The organism is Streptomyces sp. NPDC037271 (assembly GCF_055603605.1).
In genome coordinates this window covers 167,200-183,317 of record NZ_JBVJVN010000013.1, presented here as the reverse complement: position 1 = coordinate 183,317, position 16,118 = coordinate 167,200, and the positions used below count along the sequence as shown (strand labels likewise).

General features: G+C 72.0%; 12 protein-coding genes and 1 pseudogene. 7 read left to right on the top strand and 6 right to left on the bottom strand.

Annotation, left to right across the window (positions count from 1 at the left end; all coding sequences use genetic code 11):
* Window positions 1-182: 182 nt before the first annotated feature.
* The gene (locus ACZ7G3_RS22690) at window positions 183-1,910 is read left to right on the top strand and encodes a glycoside hydrolase family 6 protein (protein WP_470927898.1); all 1,728 of its coding nucleotides are present in this window, start codon (window positions 183-185) and stop codon (window positions 1,908-1,910) included.
* A gap of 150 nt (window positions 1,911-2,060) precedes the next feature.
* The gene (locus tag ACZ7G3_RS22685) at window positions 2,061-2,984 is read left to right on the top strand and encodes a class I SAM-dependent methyltransferase (protein WP_470927896.1); all 924 of its coding nucleotides are present in this window, start codon (window positions 2,061-2,063) and stop codon (window positions 2,982-2,984) included.
* A gap of 279 nt (window positions 2,985-3,263) precedes the next feature.
* Here the strand turns inward: ACZ7G3_RS22685 and ACZ7G3_RS22680 are convergent, their stop codons facing one another.
* From ACZ7G3_RS22680 to ACZ7G3_RS22670, 3 genes are all read right to left on the bottom strand, one after another.
* Window positions 3,264-4,100 carry an aldo/keto reductase gene (locus tag ACZ7G3_RS22680; RefSeq protein ID WP_426597436.1) on the bottom strand — a complete coding sequence of 279 codons (837 nt, stop codon included), beginning with the start codon at window positions 4,098-4,100 and terminating at the stop codon, window positions 3,264-3,266.
* An 83-nt stretch (window positions 4,101-4,183) separates the two neighbouring features.
* Window positions 4,184-6,010: an AMP-dependent synthetase/ligase gene (locus ACZ7G3_RS22675; protein WP_470927894.1), complete on the bottom strand. Its 1,827-nt coding sequence runs from the start codon at window positions 6,008-6,010 to the stop codon at window positions 4,184-4,186.
* Between the two features lie 295 nt (window positions 6,011-6,305).
* Window positions 6,306-7,187 (bottom strand): LysR substrate-binding domain-containing protein, encoded by an 882-nt coding sequence (locus tag ACZ7G3_RS22670; RefSeq protein ID WP_470927892.1) that lies wholly within the window; start codon window positions 7,185-7,187, stop codon window positions 6,306-6,308.
* A 180-nt stretch (window positions 7,188-7,367) separates the two neighbouring features.
* On the opposite strand from ACZ7G3_RS22670, the gene ACZ7G3_RS22665 reads away from it, so the two are divergent.
* Window positions 7,368-8,519 (top strand): bile acid:sodium symporter family protein, encoded by a 1,152-nt coding sequence (locus tag ACZ7G3_RS22665; protein ID WP_470927890.1) that lies wholly within the window; start codon window positions 7,368-7,370, stop codon window positions 8,517-8,519.
* 16 nt (window positions 8,520-8,535) lie between these two features.
* On the opposite strand, the gene ACZ7G3_RS22660 is transcribed toward ACZ7G3_RS22665, so the two are convergent.
* The 3 genes and pseudogenes from ACZ7G3_RS22660 to ACZ7G3_RS22650 all read right to left on the bottom strand — a co-directional run.
* Window positions 8,536-10,410: an exo-alpha-sialidase gene (locus ACZ7G3_RS22660; RefSeq protein WP_470927888.1), complete on the bottom strand. Its 1,875-nt coding sequence runs from the start codon at window positions 10,408-10,410 to the stop codon at window positions 8,536-8,538.
* A gap of 335 nt (window positions 10,411-10,745) precedes the next feature.
* The gene (gene fdhD / locus ACZ7G3_RS22655) at window positions 10,746-11,594 is read right to left on the bottom strand and encodes a formate dehydrogenase accessory sulfurtransferase FdhD (protein WP_470927952.1); all 849 of its coding nucleotides are present in this window, start codon (window positions 11,592-11,594) and stop codon (window positions 10,746-10,748) included.
* 66 nt (window positions 11,595-11,660) lie between these two features.
* Window positions 11,661-11,871, bottom strand: a pseudogene (locus ACZ7G3_RS22650) (2Fe-2S iron-sulfur cluster-binding protein); the annotation flags it as partial.
* A 108-nt stretch (window positions 11,872-11,979) separates the two neighbouring features.
* Here ACZ7G3_RS22650 and ACZ7G3_RS22645 point away from each other — a divergent pair.
* From ACZ7G3_RS22645 to ACZ7G3_RS22630, 4 genes are all read left to right on the top strand, one after another.
* Window positions 11,980-13,323 (top strand): OFA family MFS transporter, encoded by a 1,344-nt coding sequence (locus ACZ7G3_RS22645; RefSeq protein WP_426597426.1) that lies wholly within the window; start codon window positions 11,980-11,982, stop codon window positions 13,321-13,323.
* A complete protein-coding gene (locus tag ACZ7G3_RS22640; RefSeq protein WP_398131410.1) occupies window positions 13,292-13,435 on the top strand; it encodes an MFS transporter small subunit in 144 nt (47 codons plus the stop codon). The genes ACZ7G3_RS22645 and ACZ7G3_RS22640 overlap by 32 nt, the downstream gene beginning before the upstream one ends.
* A gap of 218 nt (window positions 13,436-13,653) precedes the next feature.
* Complete coding sequence (locus ACZ7G3_RS22635; RefSeq protein ID WP_426517615.1) at window positions 13,654-14,601, top strand: beta-ketoacyl-ACP synthase III; 948 nt, start codon at window positions 13,654-13,656, stop codon at window positions 14,599-14,601.
* Between the two features lie 280 nt (window positions 14,602-14,881).
* Window positions 14,882-16,063 (top strand): ROK family protein, encoded by a 1,182-nt coding sequence (locus tag ACZ7G3_RS22630; protein WP_426597425.1) that lies wholly within the window; start codon window positions 14,882-14,884, stop codon window positions 16,061-16,063.
* The last annotated feature ends 55 nt before the right edge of the window (window positions 16,064-16,118 follow it).

Here is a 16,118-nt window from a genome sequence, read left to right as displayed (position 1 = left end):
CCCACGCGTCATCGGCCGGCGTGCCGGCCCGCACACCCCCCGGGCGGTCCCATCGCGCCCGCGGGCTGCTCCTGACCTCCGATCACGGCACCCCCATGCCGTTCGGCAGCGGGCCGCGCCCCGTCGGCGCGCGGCCCCGTACGACAGCACCCGCACCCCCACGAAAGAAGGAACCCGCACTCATGACCCGTAGCAGAACCGCGATGCTCGCCGCCCTGACACTGGTCGCCGGGGCAACCGGCACGGCCTTCGCCGCCCAGTCCGCGAACGCCGGCGCGGCGGCCGTCCCCTGCGCCGTCGACTACAAGGTGCAGAACGACTGGGGCAGCGGCTTCACCGCCGCCGTGACCGTCACCAACAACGGCGCCGCCACCTCCAGCTGGACGCTGGGGTGGACGTACGCCGGCAACCAGAAGGTCACCAACAGCTGGAACGCCAAGGTCAGCCAGAGCGGTGCCGCCGTCACCGTGGCCAACGAGTCCTACAACGGCACCCTGTCCACGGGCGGTTCGGCGAGCTTCGGCTTCCAGGGCACCTACAGCGGCAGCAACGCGATCCCGGCCACCTTCACCCTCAACGGCGTGACCTGCAACGTCGACGACGGCGGATCGCCCGACCCGGACCCGACCGACCCGCCGGACCCCGGTGGCCCCTCCGACCGGGTGGACAACCCCTATGACGGCGCCAAGGTCTACGTGAACCCCGAGTGGTCGGCCAACGCCGCCGCCGAGCCCGGCGGCGACCGTATCGCCGATGAGCCGACCGGGGTGTGGCTCGACCGGATCGCCGCCATCGAGGGCGCCAACGGCGGCATGGGCCTGCGCGACCACCTGGATGCCGCGCTGGAGCAGAAGGGCTCCGGCGAGATGGTGGTCCAGCTGGTCATCTACAACCTGCCGGGACGCGACTGCTCCGCCCTCGCCTCCAACGGTGAACTGGGCCCGACGGAGATCGACCGGTACAAGACCGAGTACATCGACCCGATCGCCGAGATCCTCGCCGACTCGAAGTACGCGGACCTCCGGATCGTCACCACGGTCGAGATCGACTCGCTGCCCAACCTGATCACCAACGTCTCCGGGCGGCCGACCGTCACGGAGAACTGCGACGAGATGAAGGCCAACGGCAATTACCAGAAGGGTGTCGGCTACGCCCTGAACAAGCTCGCCGACGCCGGCAACGTCTACAACTACGTCGACGCCGGCCACCACGGCTGGCTCGGCTGGGACAGCAACTTCGGCCCCTCCGCCGAGATCTTCAAGACCGCCGCCACCACCGAGGGGGCGACCCTCGACGACGTGCACGGCTTCATCGTCAACACCGCCAACTACAGCGCCCTGAAGGAGGAGAACTTCAAGATCACGGACTCGGTGAACGGGACCTCCGTGCGCCAGTCCGACTGGGTCGACTGGAACCAGTACACCGACGAGCTGTCCTACGCCCAGGCCATGCGCGACAAGCTGGTCTCGCTCGGCTTCGACCAGAACCTCGGCATGCTGATCGACACCTCCCGCAACGGCTGGGGCGGCGCCGACCGGCCCACCGGACCGGGCGCGACGACCGACGTGAACACCTACGTGGACGGCGGACGCTACGACCGCCGCATCCACCCCGGCAACTGGTGCAACCAGTCCGGAGCCGGCCTCGGTGAACGCCCGCAGGCCAGCCCCGCCGACGGGATCGACGCGTACGTGTGGATGAAGCCCCCGGGCGAGTCCGACGGCTCCAGCAAGCTGATCGAGAACCCGGACGGCAAGGGCTTCGACCGGATGTGCGACCCCACCTACACGGGCAACCCGCGCAACGGCAACAGCATGTCGGGTGCCCTGCCCGACGCCCCGATCTCCGGGGCCTGGTTCTCCGCGCAGTTCCAGGAGCTGATGAAGAACGCCTACCCGCCCCTGTCATGAGCGGGCTCCGGCGTAGGTGACGCCGTCGGGGCCCGGCCTTCGGGCCGGGCCCCGGTGGCGCGTGCGGTTTTGCGGTTGCGGCAACATGATTTGCCCCGAAGCGGTGAGCCGTCGCACGCTGACGGCATCGCGAACGGGAGGCTGACCACCATGGCGCACGACCACCATCACCACCAGCACAACCACGACCACCGTGGACCCGGGCACGGCCACGGCCACGACCACGACCACACCGACATGGACTGGGCCGAGATGGCCCCGCTGCTGGAGGCGCAGGCGGAGCTGTACACGCCGCTGTACCGGCAGGCCATGACCTGGCTGGCACGGGAGGCGACCGAGCCCGGCCTGGTCGTCGACGTCGGCAGCGGACCCGGCGTCGTCTCCTGCCTGTTCGCCGACGCCTTCCCCGGCGCCCGCGTCGTCGCCGTCGACGGCGCCGGAGCGCTGCTGGAGCGGGCCCGCGACCGTGCCGCCCGGCTCGGCGTCGCCGACCGCTTCGGCACCCTCACCGGTGACCTGCCCGGCGTACTGGGCGAGCTCGACTACCCCGCCGATCTGATGTGGGCCGGCCAGAGCCTGCACCACCTCGGCGACCAGCGGGCGGCCCTGGCCGCGCTCGCCGGGCACCTCGCGCCCGGCGGCACGCTGGCGGTCCTGGAGGGCGGCCTGCCCGCCCGGTTCCTGCCGCGTGACCTCGGGATCGGGCGCCCCGGGCTGCAGGCCAGGATGCACGCCGTGGAGGAGGACTCGTTCGCGGAGATGCGCGCGAGCCTGCCCGGCTCCGTGAACGAGACCGAGGACTGGCCGGCGCTGCTGACCGCGGCGGGCCTGAAGCACACCGGTACCCGCAGCTTCCTGCTGGACCTGCCCGCGCCCGTCACGGACGAGGTCCGCGCGTACGTCGTCTCCTCGCTGTCCCGGCTGCGCGACCGGGTCGGGGACGGCCTCGACGCCGTCGACCGGACCACGCTCGACCGGCTGCTCGACCCCGGGGACGAGGCGAGCGCGCACCGGCGTCAGGACCTTTTCCTGCTGGTGGCGCACACGGTCTACACGGCCCAGCGGCCTTCCTGAGCCGCCCCGCCGCCCCGACCCGGGTACTGACTTCGAGAGCGCTCCAGGTGACGGACTCCCCACCGCCGGGGGGCCGTCACCGGGTTCTGGGACGCCACCGGCGGCATGCCGCCCGGCGATTCACCGCCGACGAGATCGCCGACCCGGTCGTCCGGGCCATGGCGCGGCCCGCCGGTGCCGACGTCGACACCGTGGCCGTACGGCCGCCGGGGCAGCCCGACCGGGACACGCGAAGGGGTCCGGTCGCACCGACCGGGCCCCTTCGCGCGGGGCTGAAGGTCATTCCCCGTTGAACTCCGCCGGGTCGGGGCCCAGCCGCCGGTCCTCGTTCAGCGCGCTGATCGCCGCGAGGTCCTCGTTGTCCAGGGTGAAGCCGAACACGTCGATGTTCTCCTTGATCCGGGACGGCGTCACGGACTTCGGGATCACCACGTTGCCGGTCTGGAGGTGCCAGCGCAGCACGACCTGGGCCGGGGTGCGGCCGTGCTTCTGGGCGATCGCCACGATCGCCGGGATCTCCAGGATGCCCTTGCCCTGGCCGAGCGGGGACCAGGCCTCGGTGGCGATGCCCTGCTCCGCGTGGTACTCGCGGGCGGCGTGCTGCTGGAGGTGCGGGTGCAGCTCGATCTGGTTGACGGCCGGGATGACCGACGTCTCGCCGATCAGCCGTTCCAGGTGCTCCGGCAGGAAGTTGGAGACGCCGATGGCGCGGACGCGGCCGTCGGCGTGCAGCTTCTCGAACGCCTTGTACGTGTCGACGTACCGCTCCTTGGCGGGCATGGGCCAGTGGATCAGGTACAGGTCCACGTACTCCAGGCCCAGCTTCGCCATCGACGTGTCGAAGGCGCGGAGGGTGGAGTCGTACCCCTGGTCCGTGTTCCAGAGCTTGGTGGTGACGAAGAGGTCCTCACGGGCGACGCCGGAGGCGGCGAGCGCCTTGCCGGTGCCCTCTTCATTGCCGTAGATCGCCGCTGTGTCGATGCTGCGGTACCCGGCCTCCAGCGCCTGGGCGACGGCCGTCTCGGCCTCGTCGTCCGGCACCTGCCAGACGCCGTAGCCCAGCTGGGGCATCTCGACGCCGTTGTTCAGGATGATCGGGGGGACCTTGCTGCTCACGAGCTCTTGATCCTTCGGTTGTGGTCAGGTGGTACTCATATCGTCAACGATCACGGCGCCCGCCGCATTCCTGACCGGCGAATTCATGCCGAGTACAGTGCTTCGACCTCGCCGCGGTAGGCCTTCTCGATGGCCTTGCGCTTCAGTTTCAGCGAAGGTGTCAGCAGCCCGTGCTCCTCGGTGAACGGCTGTGCGAGGATGCGGAACGTGCGGATGGACTCGGCCTGTGACACCAGCGTGTTGGCCGCGACGACCGCGCGCCGCACCTCCGTCTCCAGGTCGGCGTCGTGCACCAGCTCGGCCGCAGGGAGCCGGGGCTTGTTGCGCATCGTCAGCCAGTGGTCGACGGCCTCCTGGTCGAGGGTGATGAGGGCGGCGACGTAGGGCCGGTCGTTGCCGACGACGATGCACTGGCTGACCAGCGGGTGGTCCCGGACGCGCTCCTCCAGCAGCCCCGGGGAGAGGCTCTTGCCGCCGGAGGTCACCAGGATCTCCTTCTTGCGGCCGGTGATGGTGAGGTAGCCGTCCTCGTCCAGTGCGCCGAGGTCTCCGGTGGCCAGCCAGCCGCCCCGCAGGGTCTCGCCGGTGGCCTCCGGGTTGTTGAGATAGCCCTGGAAGACGTTGTCGCCGTTCAGCCAGATCTCGCCGTCGTCGGCGATGCGCACGGTGACGCCGGGCACGGGCACCCCGACGGTGCCGAAGCGGGTGCGTTCGGGCGGGTTGGCGGTGGCCGCCGCCGTGGACTCGGTCAGGCCGTACCCCTCGTAGATCCGCACACCCGCGCCCGCGAAGAACAGGCCGAGCCGCCGGTCCATCGCCGAGCCGCCCGACATGGCGTTGCGGATGCGTCCGCCCATCGCCGCCCGCACCTTGGCGTAGACGAGCTTGTCGAAGAGCTGGTGCTGCACGCGCAGCCCCGCCGACGGGCCGGGGCCGCTGCCCCAGGCCTTCGCCTCCACCGCCTCCGCGTACCTCACCGCCACGTCGACGGCCTTCTCGAAGGGACCGGCCTTACCCTCCTGCTCGGCCTTGCGCCGGGCCGCGTTGAACACCTTCTCGAAGATGTACGGCACGGCCAGGATGAACGTCGGCCGGAAGGCGGCCAGATCGGGCAGCAGCGCGGCGGCGTTCAGCTGCGGCTGGTGGCCGAAGCGGACCCGGCCGCGGATCGCCGCGACCTCCACCATGCGGCCGAAGACGTGGGCGAGCGGCAGGAACAGCAGGGTCGCCGCCTCGTCGCCCTTCCGGGAGTGGAACACCGGCTCCCAGCGCTCGATGACGGTGTCCGCCTCGTACATGAAGTTGCCGTGCGAGATGACGCAGCCCTTGGGCCGGCCGGTGGTGCCCGAGGTGTAGATGACGGTGGCGGGCGTGTCGGGTGTGACCGCCTTCCGGTGCCGGTGCACCACCTCGTCGTCCAGGTGGGCGCCCGCGTCGTACAGCTCCTGGACGGCGCCGGAGTCGAGCTGCCACAGGCCCCGCAGGTGCGGCAGCCGGTCGATGACGGTGGCGATCGTCATCGCGTGGTCCTCGTGCTCGACGACCGCCGCGGTCACCTCGGCGTCGTGCAGCATCCACAGGCACTGCTCGGCCGACGAGGTCGGGTAGACGGGCACCACCTGGGCGCCGATCGTCCACAGGGCGAAGTCGAGGAGGGTCCACTCGTAGCGGGTGCGGGACATGACGGCGACCCGGTCGCCGAAGCGGATGCCCTGGGCGAGGAGCCCTTTGGCGAGGGCCAGCACCTCGTCGCGGAACGCGCCGGCGGTCACGTCCCGCCACCGCCCGGCGTCGTCCTTGCGGCCGAGCGCGATGTGGTCCGGGTCCTCCTGGGCATGCCGGAAGACCACGTCGGCCAGACCGCCCACCGGTGGTGGCAACGTCGACGGAGGACTGGTGAACTCGCGCAAACCCCGCTCCCCGCTTCTGGTGGCCCCCCGCACAGCGCGGTGAAAGCTACCCCACGCGGGGCCGGGGCGGGAGGGCCGCAAAAATCGAACAGCGCTCATGTTCGCGCTGGTCAGCGAGAGGAAATGCGCTCACATGGGGAAGGGTCGGGCACGTTCCCGGCCGTTGGGCGGGTTTCGGCTCCGCAATCTCCACCGAATCTGTACGACACACTTACCGTCGGTACGCGGCCGCGGTCGCCCACTCCTCCTTCAGCGCGGGCGCCGCGGATTCCGTCACACCCGCACCCCGGCCCGCCTATCCGAGGCCCGTGCGCCGAGGCCGCTGCAACCGGTCGCCGCCCGCCAGGACCGCCGACGCGAGGGCGTCCGCCGCGCCCTGCGCCGAGGGGCGGCGCCGGCCGTGCACCAGCACGAAGTCGACCCGGCCGAGCTCCGGCAGCCCGGCCCGGTCCGGCACCCGTACCAGGCCGGGCGGGATCAGTCCGCGTGAGTGCGCCATCACGCCGAGGCCCGCGCGGGCCGCCGCGATCAGCCCGTTGAGGCTGCCGCTGGTGCACGCGACGCGCCACTCGCGGCCCTGGCGCTGCAGGGCGTCGAGAGCGAGCGCGCGGGTGATGCCCGGCGGCGGATAGACGATGAGCGGCACCGGGCGGTCCGGGTCGAGGCGCAGCCGCTCCGCGCCGATCCACACCAGACGGTCGCGCCAGACCGGCTCGCCCCGCGGGTCCTCGGGCCGCCGCTTGGCCAGCACCAGGTCGAGCTTCCCGGCGGCCAGCCGCTCGTGCAGCGTCCCCGACAGCTCCACCGTCAGCTCCAGGTCGACCTCGGGGTGATCGTGCCGGAAACCCTCCAGGATCTCCGGCAGCCGGGTCAGCACGAAGTCCTCGGAGGCCCCGAACCGCAGCCTTCCGCGCAGCCGGGTGCCCGTGAAGAAGGCCGTCGCCTGCTCGTGCACCTCCAGGATCCGGCGCGCGAACCCGAGCATCGCCTCGCCGTCCTCCGTCAGCTCCACGGAGTGCGTGTCGCGGCTGAAGAGCTGCCGGCCGGTGGCGTCCTCCAGCCGCCGCACGTGCTGGCTCACGGTGGACTGGCGCAGTCCGAGCCGCCGGGCGGCCTGCGTGAAGCTCAGCGTCTGGGCCACCGACAGGAACGTACGCAGGTGAGAGGGGTCGTACACCCTCCCACGCTATCGCGGTACGTGATGACAGTCAGAGCGGTATACCGGTTTCCCGATCGCTGAGCGAGGGAGCAGGATGATGGAGCCGGGGCCTGGGAGCCCCGCGAACGCGATGAAAGCACGACGAGCAAGACGAATGAGCACGACGAGCAAGACGAATGAGCACGACGAGCAAGACGAATGAGCACGACGAGTAAGTGGAGCACCGTGAGACGCCTGCGACGGCCGCGTCGGCTGCCGATCGACCCGTACATCCTGCTGCTGCTCGGGACGGTGGGCCTCGCGGCGCTGCTGCCGGCCCGCGGCACGGGCGCGGACATCGCCTCCGGTGCCTCCACCGCCGCGATCGCGTTCCTCTTCTTCCTCTACGGCGCCCGGCTCTCCACCCGTGAGGCGATGGACGGAGTGCGCCACTGGCGGCTCCACGTCACCGTGCTGGCCTGCACCTTCGTCGTCTTCCCGCTGCTCGGCCTCGCGTCCCGCGGCCTCGTCCCGGTCTTCCTGACCGACCCCCTCTACCAGGGCCTGCTCTTCCTCACCCTGGTCCCGTCGACCATCCAGTCCTCGATCGCCTTCACCTCCATCGCGCGCGGCAACGTGCCCGCCGCGATCTGCGCCGGGTCCTTCTCCTCCCTGGTGGGCATCGTCGTGACGCCGCTGCTGGCGGCAGCCCTGCTCGGCGGCGCGGGCGGGGGCGGGTTCTCGGCCGACTCGGTGGTCGAGATCGTGCTGCAGCTGCTGGTGCCGTTCGTCGCCGGGCAGGCGCTGCGCCGCTGGATCGGTGGCTTCGTCGCCCGGCACAGGAAGGCCCTCGGGCTCGTCGACCGCGGCTCGATCCTCCTCGTCGTCTACACCGCGTTCAGCGAGGGCATGGTTCAGGGCATCTGGCACCAGGTCAGCCCGGTCCGGCTGGCCGGGCTGCTGGCGGTGGAGGCCGTGCTGCTGGCCGTGATGCTGCTGCTCACCTGGTACGGGGCGAAGACGCTGCGCTTCGGCCGCGAGGACCGGATCGCGATCCAGTTCGCCGGGTCGAAGAAGTCGCTCGCCGCCGGACTGCCGATGGCGAGCGTCCTGTTCGGCGCCCAGGCCTCGCTGGCCGTGCTGCCGCTGATGCTCTTCCACCAGATCCAGCTGATGGTGTGCGCGGTCATCGCCAAGCGCCGGTCACGCGATCCGGAGGCGATCGCCTCCGAGGAGGCGGAGGAGGCGGAGGAGGCGGAGGAGTCGGAAGGGGCGGAGAAGTCAGTGGGGTCAGTGGGGGTGGAGGGGGCAGAGGGGTCAGAGGGGTCCGCCGCCCCGGCGCGCACCACGGTTCGCACCAGGAGGCGGTGAGCGGGCGGTGGCACCCTCAGCCGCCCGCCTGCACTCCGTCCATGGGCAGGTACAGGACGGTGTTCCCGATGGCCGACCGCGGGTTCCCGGCGGCGATCTCCTCGTCGGTCAGCGCCCGGTCCCAGACGTGCACCTCGTCGATCGCGCCGGTCAGCCGGGCCCGGCCGTCCACGCGCTCCCCGATGTGCACCCCGAAGGGTGAGTTCCGGCTGACCGAGCCGGGCACGTCCGCCGCGCCGACCGCCGTACCGTCGACGAACAGCGTGAGCCGCCCCCCGCCGCGGCGCAGCGCCAGATGATGCCACTGCCCGTCGTTGTGGGCGCGGTCGGTGCGCACCCACGCCGAGCGCGGGGCCGCCCCGCCGTCGCGCGTGGTGATCAGCCCCTGGATCCGGCCGTTGCCGGGCTCGGCGCGCAGCCACACCTGGGGTTGTGCGGTGCCGACCCCGCCCATCCACAGCAGCGGCTGCTCCCCGCCGTCCGCCGTGTACCGGAACCACAGCGACGCCGTGAAGTCCCCGGCCCCGAGCGGAAGCCGCTCGTCGTACGGCAGCCGTACGGCGTCGTCGGCGCCGTCGAAGGAGAGGGCGCCATCCACCGCGCCGTCGGTCGTCCCGGCGCCGCCGAGCACGGCCGCGGGCGCGGCACCCGCGGCGAGGTCCGGGGTGGTGGGATCGGCGCCCCGGCGCGGTTGGAGCCAGTCCTCGGTGAAGCGGGCGAAGCGGATCTCGTCGCGGGCGTCCACCGCCCCGGCCTCGTACAGCAGGCCCACCGCCGCGTCGTCGACGGCCACCAGGTCGGAGTAGCCGGACCAGTCCCGGGTGACGACCGTGCCGCGGTCCACGCTGTCCCAGGTCGCGCCGCCGTCGTAGGAGGAGCGGATGGTCATCGTCCGGCGCCGGTCGGGATCGGCGGGCGCGGACAGCAGCATCCGGTCGCCGCGGCGGAGCACGGCCCCCTGTACCTGCGGCGTATACAGGTCCGGGAGGGCCCGGAAGGGCCCTGCGAAGCTGTCGCCGCCGTCGCGGCTGACGGCCTGGGTGCGGTGGCCGAGGTCGGTGCCGTGCTCCTCCCGGCCGCTGACCAGGAGCGTGCCGTCGGCGCGTTCGGTGAGGGTGACCTCGGACGGCTTCTGCCGGAAGGTGCCGTCGGCGGCGACGGGCCAGGTGTCGGTGGCACCCACCCTCCAGTGCTCGCCGCCGTCGTCGCTGACCACCAGCGCCGCGTGGTTGGCGGTGACCCTCTCGCCGTCCCAGGTCTCGGCGTTGACGCCGGCCACGAGCCGCCCGGCGTGGCTGCCGCCGGTGAGCTGGACGCCGTGCACGGGGCCGGTGGCGTACCAGGAGTTCCAGCCGGGCGGCTGGATGTCGGCACTCAGGTCGCGGGGCGTGGACCAGGTGCGGCCGTCGTCGTCGCTGTACTGGAGGTGCGGGGTGCGGGCACAGGGCACCGCGCAGCCGGCGGCGTCCGTACGGCCGGCGTTGTACGTCTCGAGCAGCAGGATCCGGCCGGTGGTGCGGTCCACGACCGGGGCCGGGTTGCCGTGGGTGTCGCCGCCGCCGGCGTTGACGACCTGGAGCGGGCCCCAGGTGCGCCCGCCGTCGGTGGAGCGTTTGACGACGATGTCGATGTCACCGGCGTCTCCGCAGTTCAGGACGCGGCCCTCGGCGAAGGCCAGCAGGGTGTCGTCCGTCGTCCGCACGATCGCCGGAATGCGGAAGCAGGCGTAGCCGCCGGGGTCCCGGTCCGCTCGGAAGAGGACCTGCTGCTCGAACTCGGGCGCCCGGGTCCTGGCTTCGGCGTGGGCGGGGAGCGAGGCGGCGGCCAGGGCGAACAGTGAGGCGAGGGCGAGCAGGGGGGAGCGCGGACACGTGCGGGAGGGTGACGGCATGGAACGGTCTGCCCTTCGGGCGGCTGGTCGGGAGGGAGCCGATCATCAGGACATCACTACATCAGGACATGCCGTGCCTGGTACGTCCCCTACAGTTTGCGCGCGTGTCGCCCGACGGAGCCGAGGAGGACACGCGGGAACCCGGCGTCGCAGGGGCCCGGGAGCGGGGGGCATGGGATCGAGGAGGCCCCGGTACTGAGGAGGCCCCGGGATCGAGCAGGCCCCGGGATCCAGGAGGCCCCGGGATCCGCCCGGGATCGAGCCGGAGCCCGCTGCGGCGCAGGGAGGCGCTCCCCGCCGGTCGGGCCCGGCCGCCGTGTCCGCGGAGGGCCGGGTCAGCCCTGGGCGGCCTCGGCCCGCAGGGCGACGCGGTCCTCACCCGCGTACACGTTCATGGAGCTGCCCCGCAGGAAGCCCACCAGCGTCAGCCCCGTCTCGGCGGCCAGGTCCACCGCGAGCGAGGACGGCGCCGACACCGCGGCCAGCACCGGGATGCCCGCCATCACGGCCTTCTGCGCCAGCTCGAAGGAGGCCCGGCCCGACACCAGCAGGACCGACCGGGACAACGGCAGGTCCCCGTTCTGCAGGGCGCGGCCGATCAGCTTGTCGACCGCGTTGTGCCGGCCCACGTCCTCCCGTACGTCCACCAGCTCACCGTCCTCCCGGAACAGGGCCGCCGCGTGCAGGCCGCCGGTCCGGTCGAAGACCCGCTGGGCGGCGCGCAGCCGGTCGGGCAGGCCCGCCAGGAACTCCGGGGTGACGCGGACCGGGGGAGTGTCGGCGATGGGCCAGCGGGCCGTCGTACGCACCGCGTCCAGGCTGGCCTTGCCGCACAGACCGCAGGACGAGGTCGTGTAGACGTTCCGCTCCAGCGTGATGTCGGGGACCGGCACGCCCGGGGTCGTCCGCACGTCGACGACGTTGTACGTGTTGGCACCGTCGGCCGTCGCGCCCGCGCAGTAGACGATGTTCTGCAGGTCTCCCTGCTCGGCGAGCACGCCCTCGCTGACCAGGAAACCGGCGGCGAGCGCGAAGTCGTCGCCCGGAGTGCGCATCGTGATCGCGAGGGGTTTGCCGTTCAGCCGGATCTCCAGCGGTTCCTCGGCGACGAGGGTGTCCGGGCGGGTGGAGACCGCGCCGTCCCGTATCCGGATCACCTTGCGTCGTTCCGTGACTCGTCCCATGTCGCGTGTCCCGATTCCCGTGTGGCGTGTGGCGTGTGGCGTGTGCCGTTTTCCGTGTGCCGGTCGGTCCCGGTTCTGTACGTGCCGGTAGCCGAAGCGGCCCTCGATTGCACAGGTTGCCGCGGGTCACCGGGTTGTCGTGCGGCGAGGCGACCTTCACGGTCTCATTGTCCTGCACGTATGGGGTGAGGTCGCAGCCCGCTCCGCGGTACGCGCACGCCGTGGTCGTCTCGCTCCGCCACTCCTCGTCCCAGGTGCCGGCCGCGCGCACGTCGAACCGCGGCGGCTCCCGTGCGGTTGCCTCGGCAAGGCTTTGTGCACGCTCGGTGGTTGTCTGCTCAACCATCTTCTCAATCGCGTCCCCGCTCCCTACGGTTGGGGACCCATGAGTAGTCCCCCCGTCGCGCCCCCGGGCTGGAGCCGCTGGCTCGTTCCCCCCGCCGCCCTCTCGGTCCACCTCTCCATCGGCCAGGCCTACGCCTGGTCCGTGTTCAAACCGCCCCTGGAGTCCGCGCTCGGCCTCAGCGGCACACAGAGCGCGCTGCCCTTCCAGCTCGGCATCGTCATGCTCGGGCTGTCGGCCGCGTTCGGCGGCACCCTCGTCGAACGCCACGGGCCGCGCTGGGCGATGACCGTCGCCCTGGTCTGCTTCTCGTCCGGCTTCCTGCTCTCCGCGCTGGGCGCGGCGGCGGAGCAGTACTGGCTGATCGTCCTCGGTTACGGCTTCGTCGGCGGGATCGGCCTCGGCATCGGCTACATCTCACCCGTCTCCACGCTGATCAAGTGGTTCCCGGACCGGCCCGGCATGGCCACCGGCATCGCCATCATGGGCTTCGGCGGCGGCGCGCTCATCGCCTCGCCCTGGTCGGCGCAGATGCTGAAGTCCTTCGGCACCGACAACTCCGGGATCGCCCTCGCCTTCCTCGTGCACGGACTCGCGTACGCCGTCTTCATGCTGCTGGGCGTGCTGCTGGTCCGGGTGCCGCGCCCGAGACAACGGGCGGACGGCGGCCCGGTCGCCCTCGAAGGCGTCCAGGTCTCGGCGCGCAGCGCCGTGCGCACCCCGCAGTTCTGGCTGCTGTGGGTCGTGCTCTGCATGAACGTCACCGCCGGCATCGGCATCCTGGAGAAGGCCGCGCCGATGATCACCGACTTCTTCGCCGACACCTCCACGCCGGTGTCGGTGACCGCCGCCGCGGGATTCGTGGCCCTGCTGTCGGCGGCCAACATGGCGGGCCGGATCGGCTGGTCCACGACCTCCGACCTGATCGGACGCAAGAACATCTACCGCCTCTACCTCGGCGTCGGCGCGCTGATGTACACACTGATCGCCCTGTTCGGCGACTCCTCCAAGCCGCTGTTCGTCCTGTGCGCCCTCGTCGTCCTCTCCTTCTACGGCGGCGGCTTCGCCACGGCCCCCGCCTACCTCAAGGACCTCTTCGGCACCTACCAGGTCGGTGCGATCCACGGGCGGCTGCTCACCGCCTGGTCGACGGCCGGTGTCCTCGGTCCGCTGATCGTGAACTGGGTCGCCGACCGGCAGGAGGAGGCCGGCCGGCACGGCGCGTCCCTGTACGGGACGTCGTTCGTCATCATGATCGGCTTGCTGGTCGTCGGTTTCGTCGCCAACGAACTCGTCCGTCCGGTCCACGCCCGCCACCACGTATCCGCCGCCCCGGCACCGAAGGAGGCCACCGATGTCCGACGACAGCAGCCAGAGTCCGCCTGACCTTCCCGGCCGGCGGCCGCTGATCACCTTCACCTGGCTGTGGGTGGGCGCACCGCTCGCCTACGGGCTGTACGAACTCGTCCGGAAGGCGACCCAGCTGTTCACCGGGTGAGGGGCGGCCGTTCACCGAGTGGGCGTGGGCCGGGGCGGGGAGGACGCGGGCGGGGGCGGGGGCGGGGGCGGGGGCGGGGACGCGGGCAAGGGCACCGGGGATGCTGACCGAAGCCGACAAGGCGTGCGGCCGTTTCCTGTCGCATCACCTGCCGTCGTACCCGTCGGTCACTCATCACACTGGTGGATCCCGTACCCGAGGCAGCGAGGTCTCCACCCATGCACGGCTCCCGCATCACCGCCGTCGGTCATTACCAGCCCGCCAAGGTCCTTACCAACGAGGACCTGGCGGGCATGGTCGACACCAGCGACGAGTGGATCAGGAGCCGGGTGGGCATTCACTCCCGCCGTATCGCCGGCCCCGACGAGCCGGTCGACGAGCTGGCCGGCCACGCCGCGGCGAAGGCGCTCGCGGCGGCCGGACTGACCCCCGCCGACGTGGACTTGGTCGTGGTCGCCACCTCCACCGCGATCGACCGCTCCCCGAACACCGCCGCCCGCGTCGCGGCCCGCCTCGGCATGCCGGAACCCGCCGTGCTGGACGTCAACGTCGTGTGCGCGGGGTTCCCGCACGCCCTGGCCACCGTCGACCACGCCGTGCGGGCCGGCTCGGCGAGCCGCGCACTGGTCATCGGCGCGGACAAGATGTCCGAGGTCGCCGACTGGACCGACCGCACCACCTGCGTGCTCGTCGGCGACGGGGCGGGAGCCGCCGTCGTGGAGGCCTGCGCGCCGGGTGAGGAGGCGGGGATCGGCCCCGTGCTGTGGGGGTCGGTGCCCGAGATGGGCAACGCGGTCCGCATCGAGGGCACGCCGCCCCGCTTCGCGCAGGAGGGGCAGAGCGTCTACCGCTGGGCGACCACGCGGCTGCCCGCCATCGCACGCCGGGCCTGCGAGCGGTCGGGACTGGAACCGGCCGATCTGGCCGCGGTCGTGCTGCACCAGGCGAACCTGCGCATCATCGAACCCCTCGCCGCGAAGATCGGCGCCGTCAACGCCGTCGTCGCCCGCGATGTCGTCGAGTCCGGCAACACCTCGGCCGCGAGCATCCCCCTCGCGCTCTCCAAGCTGGTGGAGCGGGGCGAGATCACCACCGGCGACCCGGTGCTGCTCTTCGGCTTCGGCGGGAACCTCTCCTACGCCGGACAGGTCGTCCGCTGCCCCTGAACCGCCGCACCACGCACGAGAGGAATCCGGAGGTCGGAGCCCTTCGGAGGCGTTCCGCAGGCCGCCCGGCGCGTTGGCCGGGCGGCCTCGTCGCGTTCCGTGCCACTGAGCACTCCGCGCCTCTTTGTCCACTCAGTGGAGAAAGTTCGCAGCAATTCGTGCGTGACTTCTTCCCACGCCCGGCGCCCACTGCTACGTTCCCTCCGAAAGCAAGCCACGGACGTGGCCGGAAACCGGCACACCCAAGGCCGATCGAGGCGGGGAGGGGCTCGTGAGACGCATGACGGCACGACCCGCCAACGCCCACCAGGCGCGACTGCTCCAGCTGTTGCGTGACGGAGGGCCCAACTCCCGCGCTCAGCTCGGTGATCAGGTGGACCTCTCGCGGTCGAAGCTCGCCGTGGAGGTGGACCGGCTGCTGGAGACGGAGCTGGTCGTGGCCGACGGACTCGCCGCCTCGCGCGGCGGGCGCCGCAGCCACAACATCCGCCTCAACCCCGAGCTGCGCTTCCTCGGCGTCGACATCGGCGCGACCTCGGTCGACGTCGCCGTCACCAACGCCGAGCTGGAGATCCTCGGGCACATCAACCAGCCCATGGACGTACGCGAGGGACCCGTCGCGGTCTTCGAGCAAGTGCTGTCCATGTCCGCCAAGTTGCGGGCGTCGGGGCTCGCGGACGGTTTCGACGGCGCCGGTATCGGCGTCCCGGGGCCGGTCCGCTTCCCCGAGGGTGTGCCGGTGGCTCCGCCGATCATGCCGGGCTGGGACGGCTTCCCCGTGCGGGAGGCGCTCAGCCAGGAACTCGGCTGCCCGGTCATGGTCGACAACGACGTGAACCTGATGGCGCTGGGGGAGCAGCACGCGGGCGTCGCCCGCACCGTGCACGACTTCCTCGTCGTCAAGATCGGTACCGGCATCGGCTGCGGCATCGTGGTGGGCGGCGACGTCTACCGGGGGACGACCGGCAGCGCGGGCGACATCGGGCACATCCAGGCCGTGCCCGACGGACGCCCGTGCGCCTGCGGCAACCGGGGCTGTCTGGAGGCCCACTTCAGCGGCGCGGCACTGGCCCGCGACGCCACGGAGGCCGCCCAGCAGGGCCTGTCGGCCGAGCTCGCGAGCCGTCTGGAGGCGAACGGGGGCCTCAGCGCCGCCGACGTCGCCGCCGCGGCCGCCGCGGGCGACGCCACCGCACTCGATCTGATCCGGGAGGGCGGCCGGAGCACCGGCCAGGTCATCGCAGGCCTGGTCAGCTTCTTCAACCCGGGCCTGGTGGTGATCGGCGGCGGGGTGACCGGCCTCGGCCACAACCTGCTCGCCGCGATCCGCACCCAGGTCTACCGCCAGTCGCTGCCGCTGGCGACCGGCAACCTGCCCATCGTCCTGGGGGAGCTGGGCCCCACCGCCGGAGTCATCGGCGCGGCCCGGCTGATCAGCGACCACCTGTTCTCACCCGCGTAGGCACCACTCGGTACCCGAGCTCCACCAGCACAGCGCTCCGCCCTGTCCTGCCCTG

Bases quoted from the DNA above. Each gene is read 5' to 3' on its own strand.
- ACZ7G3_RS22690 (WP_470927898.1), top strand. From the start codon at position 183: ATGACCCGTAGCAGAACCGCGATGCTCGCCGCCCTGACACTGGTCGCC.
- ACZ7G3_RS22685 (WP_470927896.1), top strand. From the start codon at position 2,061: ATGGCGCACGACCACCATCACCACCAGCACAACCACGACCACCGTGGA.
- ACZ7G3_RS22665 (WP_470927890.1), top strand. From the start codon at position 7,368: ATGAGCACGACGAGTAAGTGGAGCACCGTGAGACGCCTGCGACGGCCG.
- ACZ7G3_RS22660 (WP_470927888.1), bottom strand. From the start codon at position 10,410: ATGCCGTCACCCTCCCGCACGTGTCCGCGCTCCCCCCTGCTCGCCCTC.
- fdhD (WP_470927952.1), bottom strand. From the start codon at position 11,594: ATGGGACGAGTCACGGAACGACGCAAGGTGATCCGGATACGGGACGGC.
- ACZ7G3_RS22645 (WP_426597426.1), top strand. From the start codon at position 11,980: ATGAGTAGTCCCCCCGTCGCGCCCCCGGGCTGGAGCCGCTGGCTCGTT.
- ACZ7G3_RS22640 (WP_398131410.1), top strand. From the start codon at position 13,292: ATGTCCGACGACAGCAGCCAGAGTCCGCCTGACCTTCCCGGCCGGCGG.
- ACZ7G3_RS22635 (WP_426517615.1), top strand. From the start codon at position 13,654: ATGCACGGCTCCCGCATCACCGCCGTCGGTCATTACCAGCCCGCCAAG.
- ACZ7G3_RS22630 (WP_426597425.1), top strand. From the start codon at position 14,882: ATGACGGCACGACCCGCCAACGCCCACCAGGCGCGACTGCTCCAGCTG.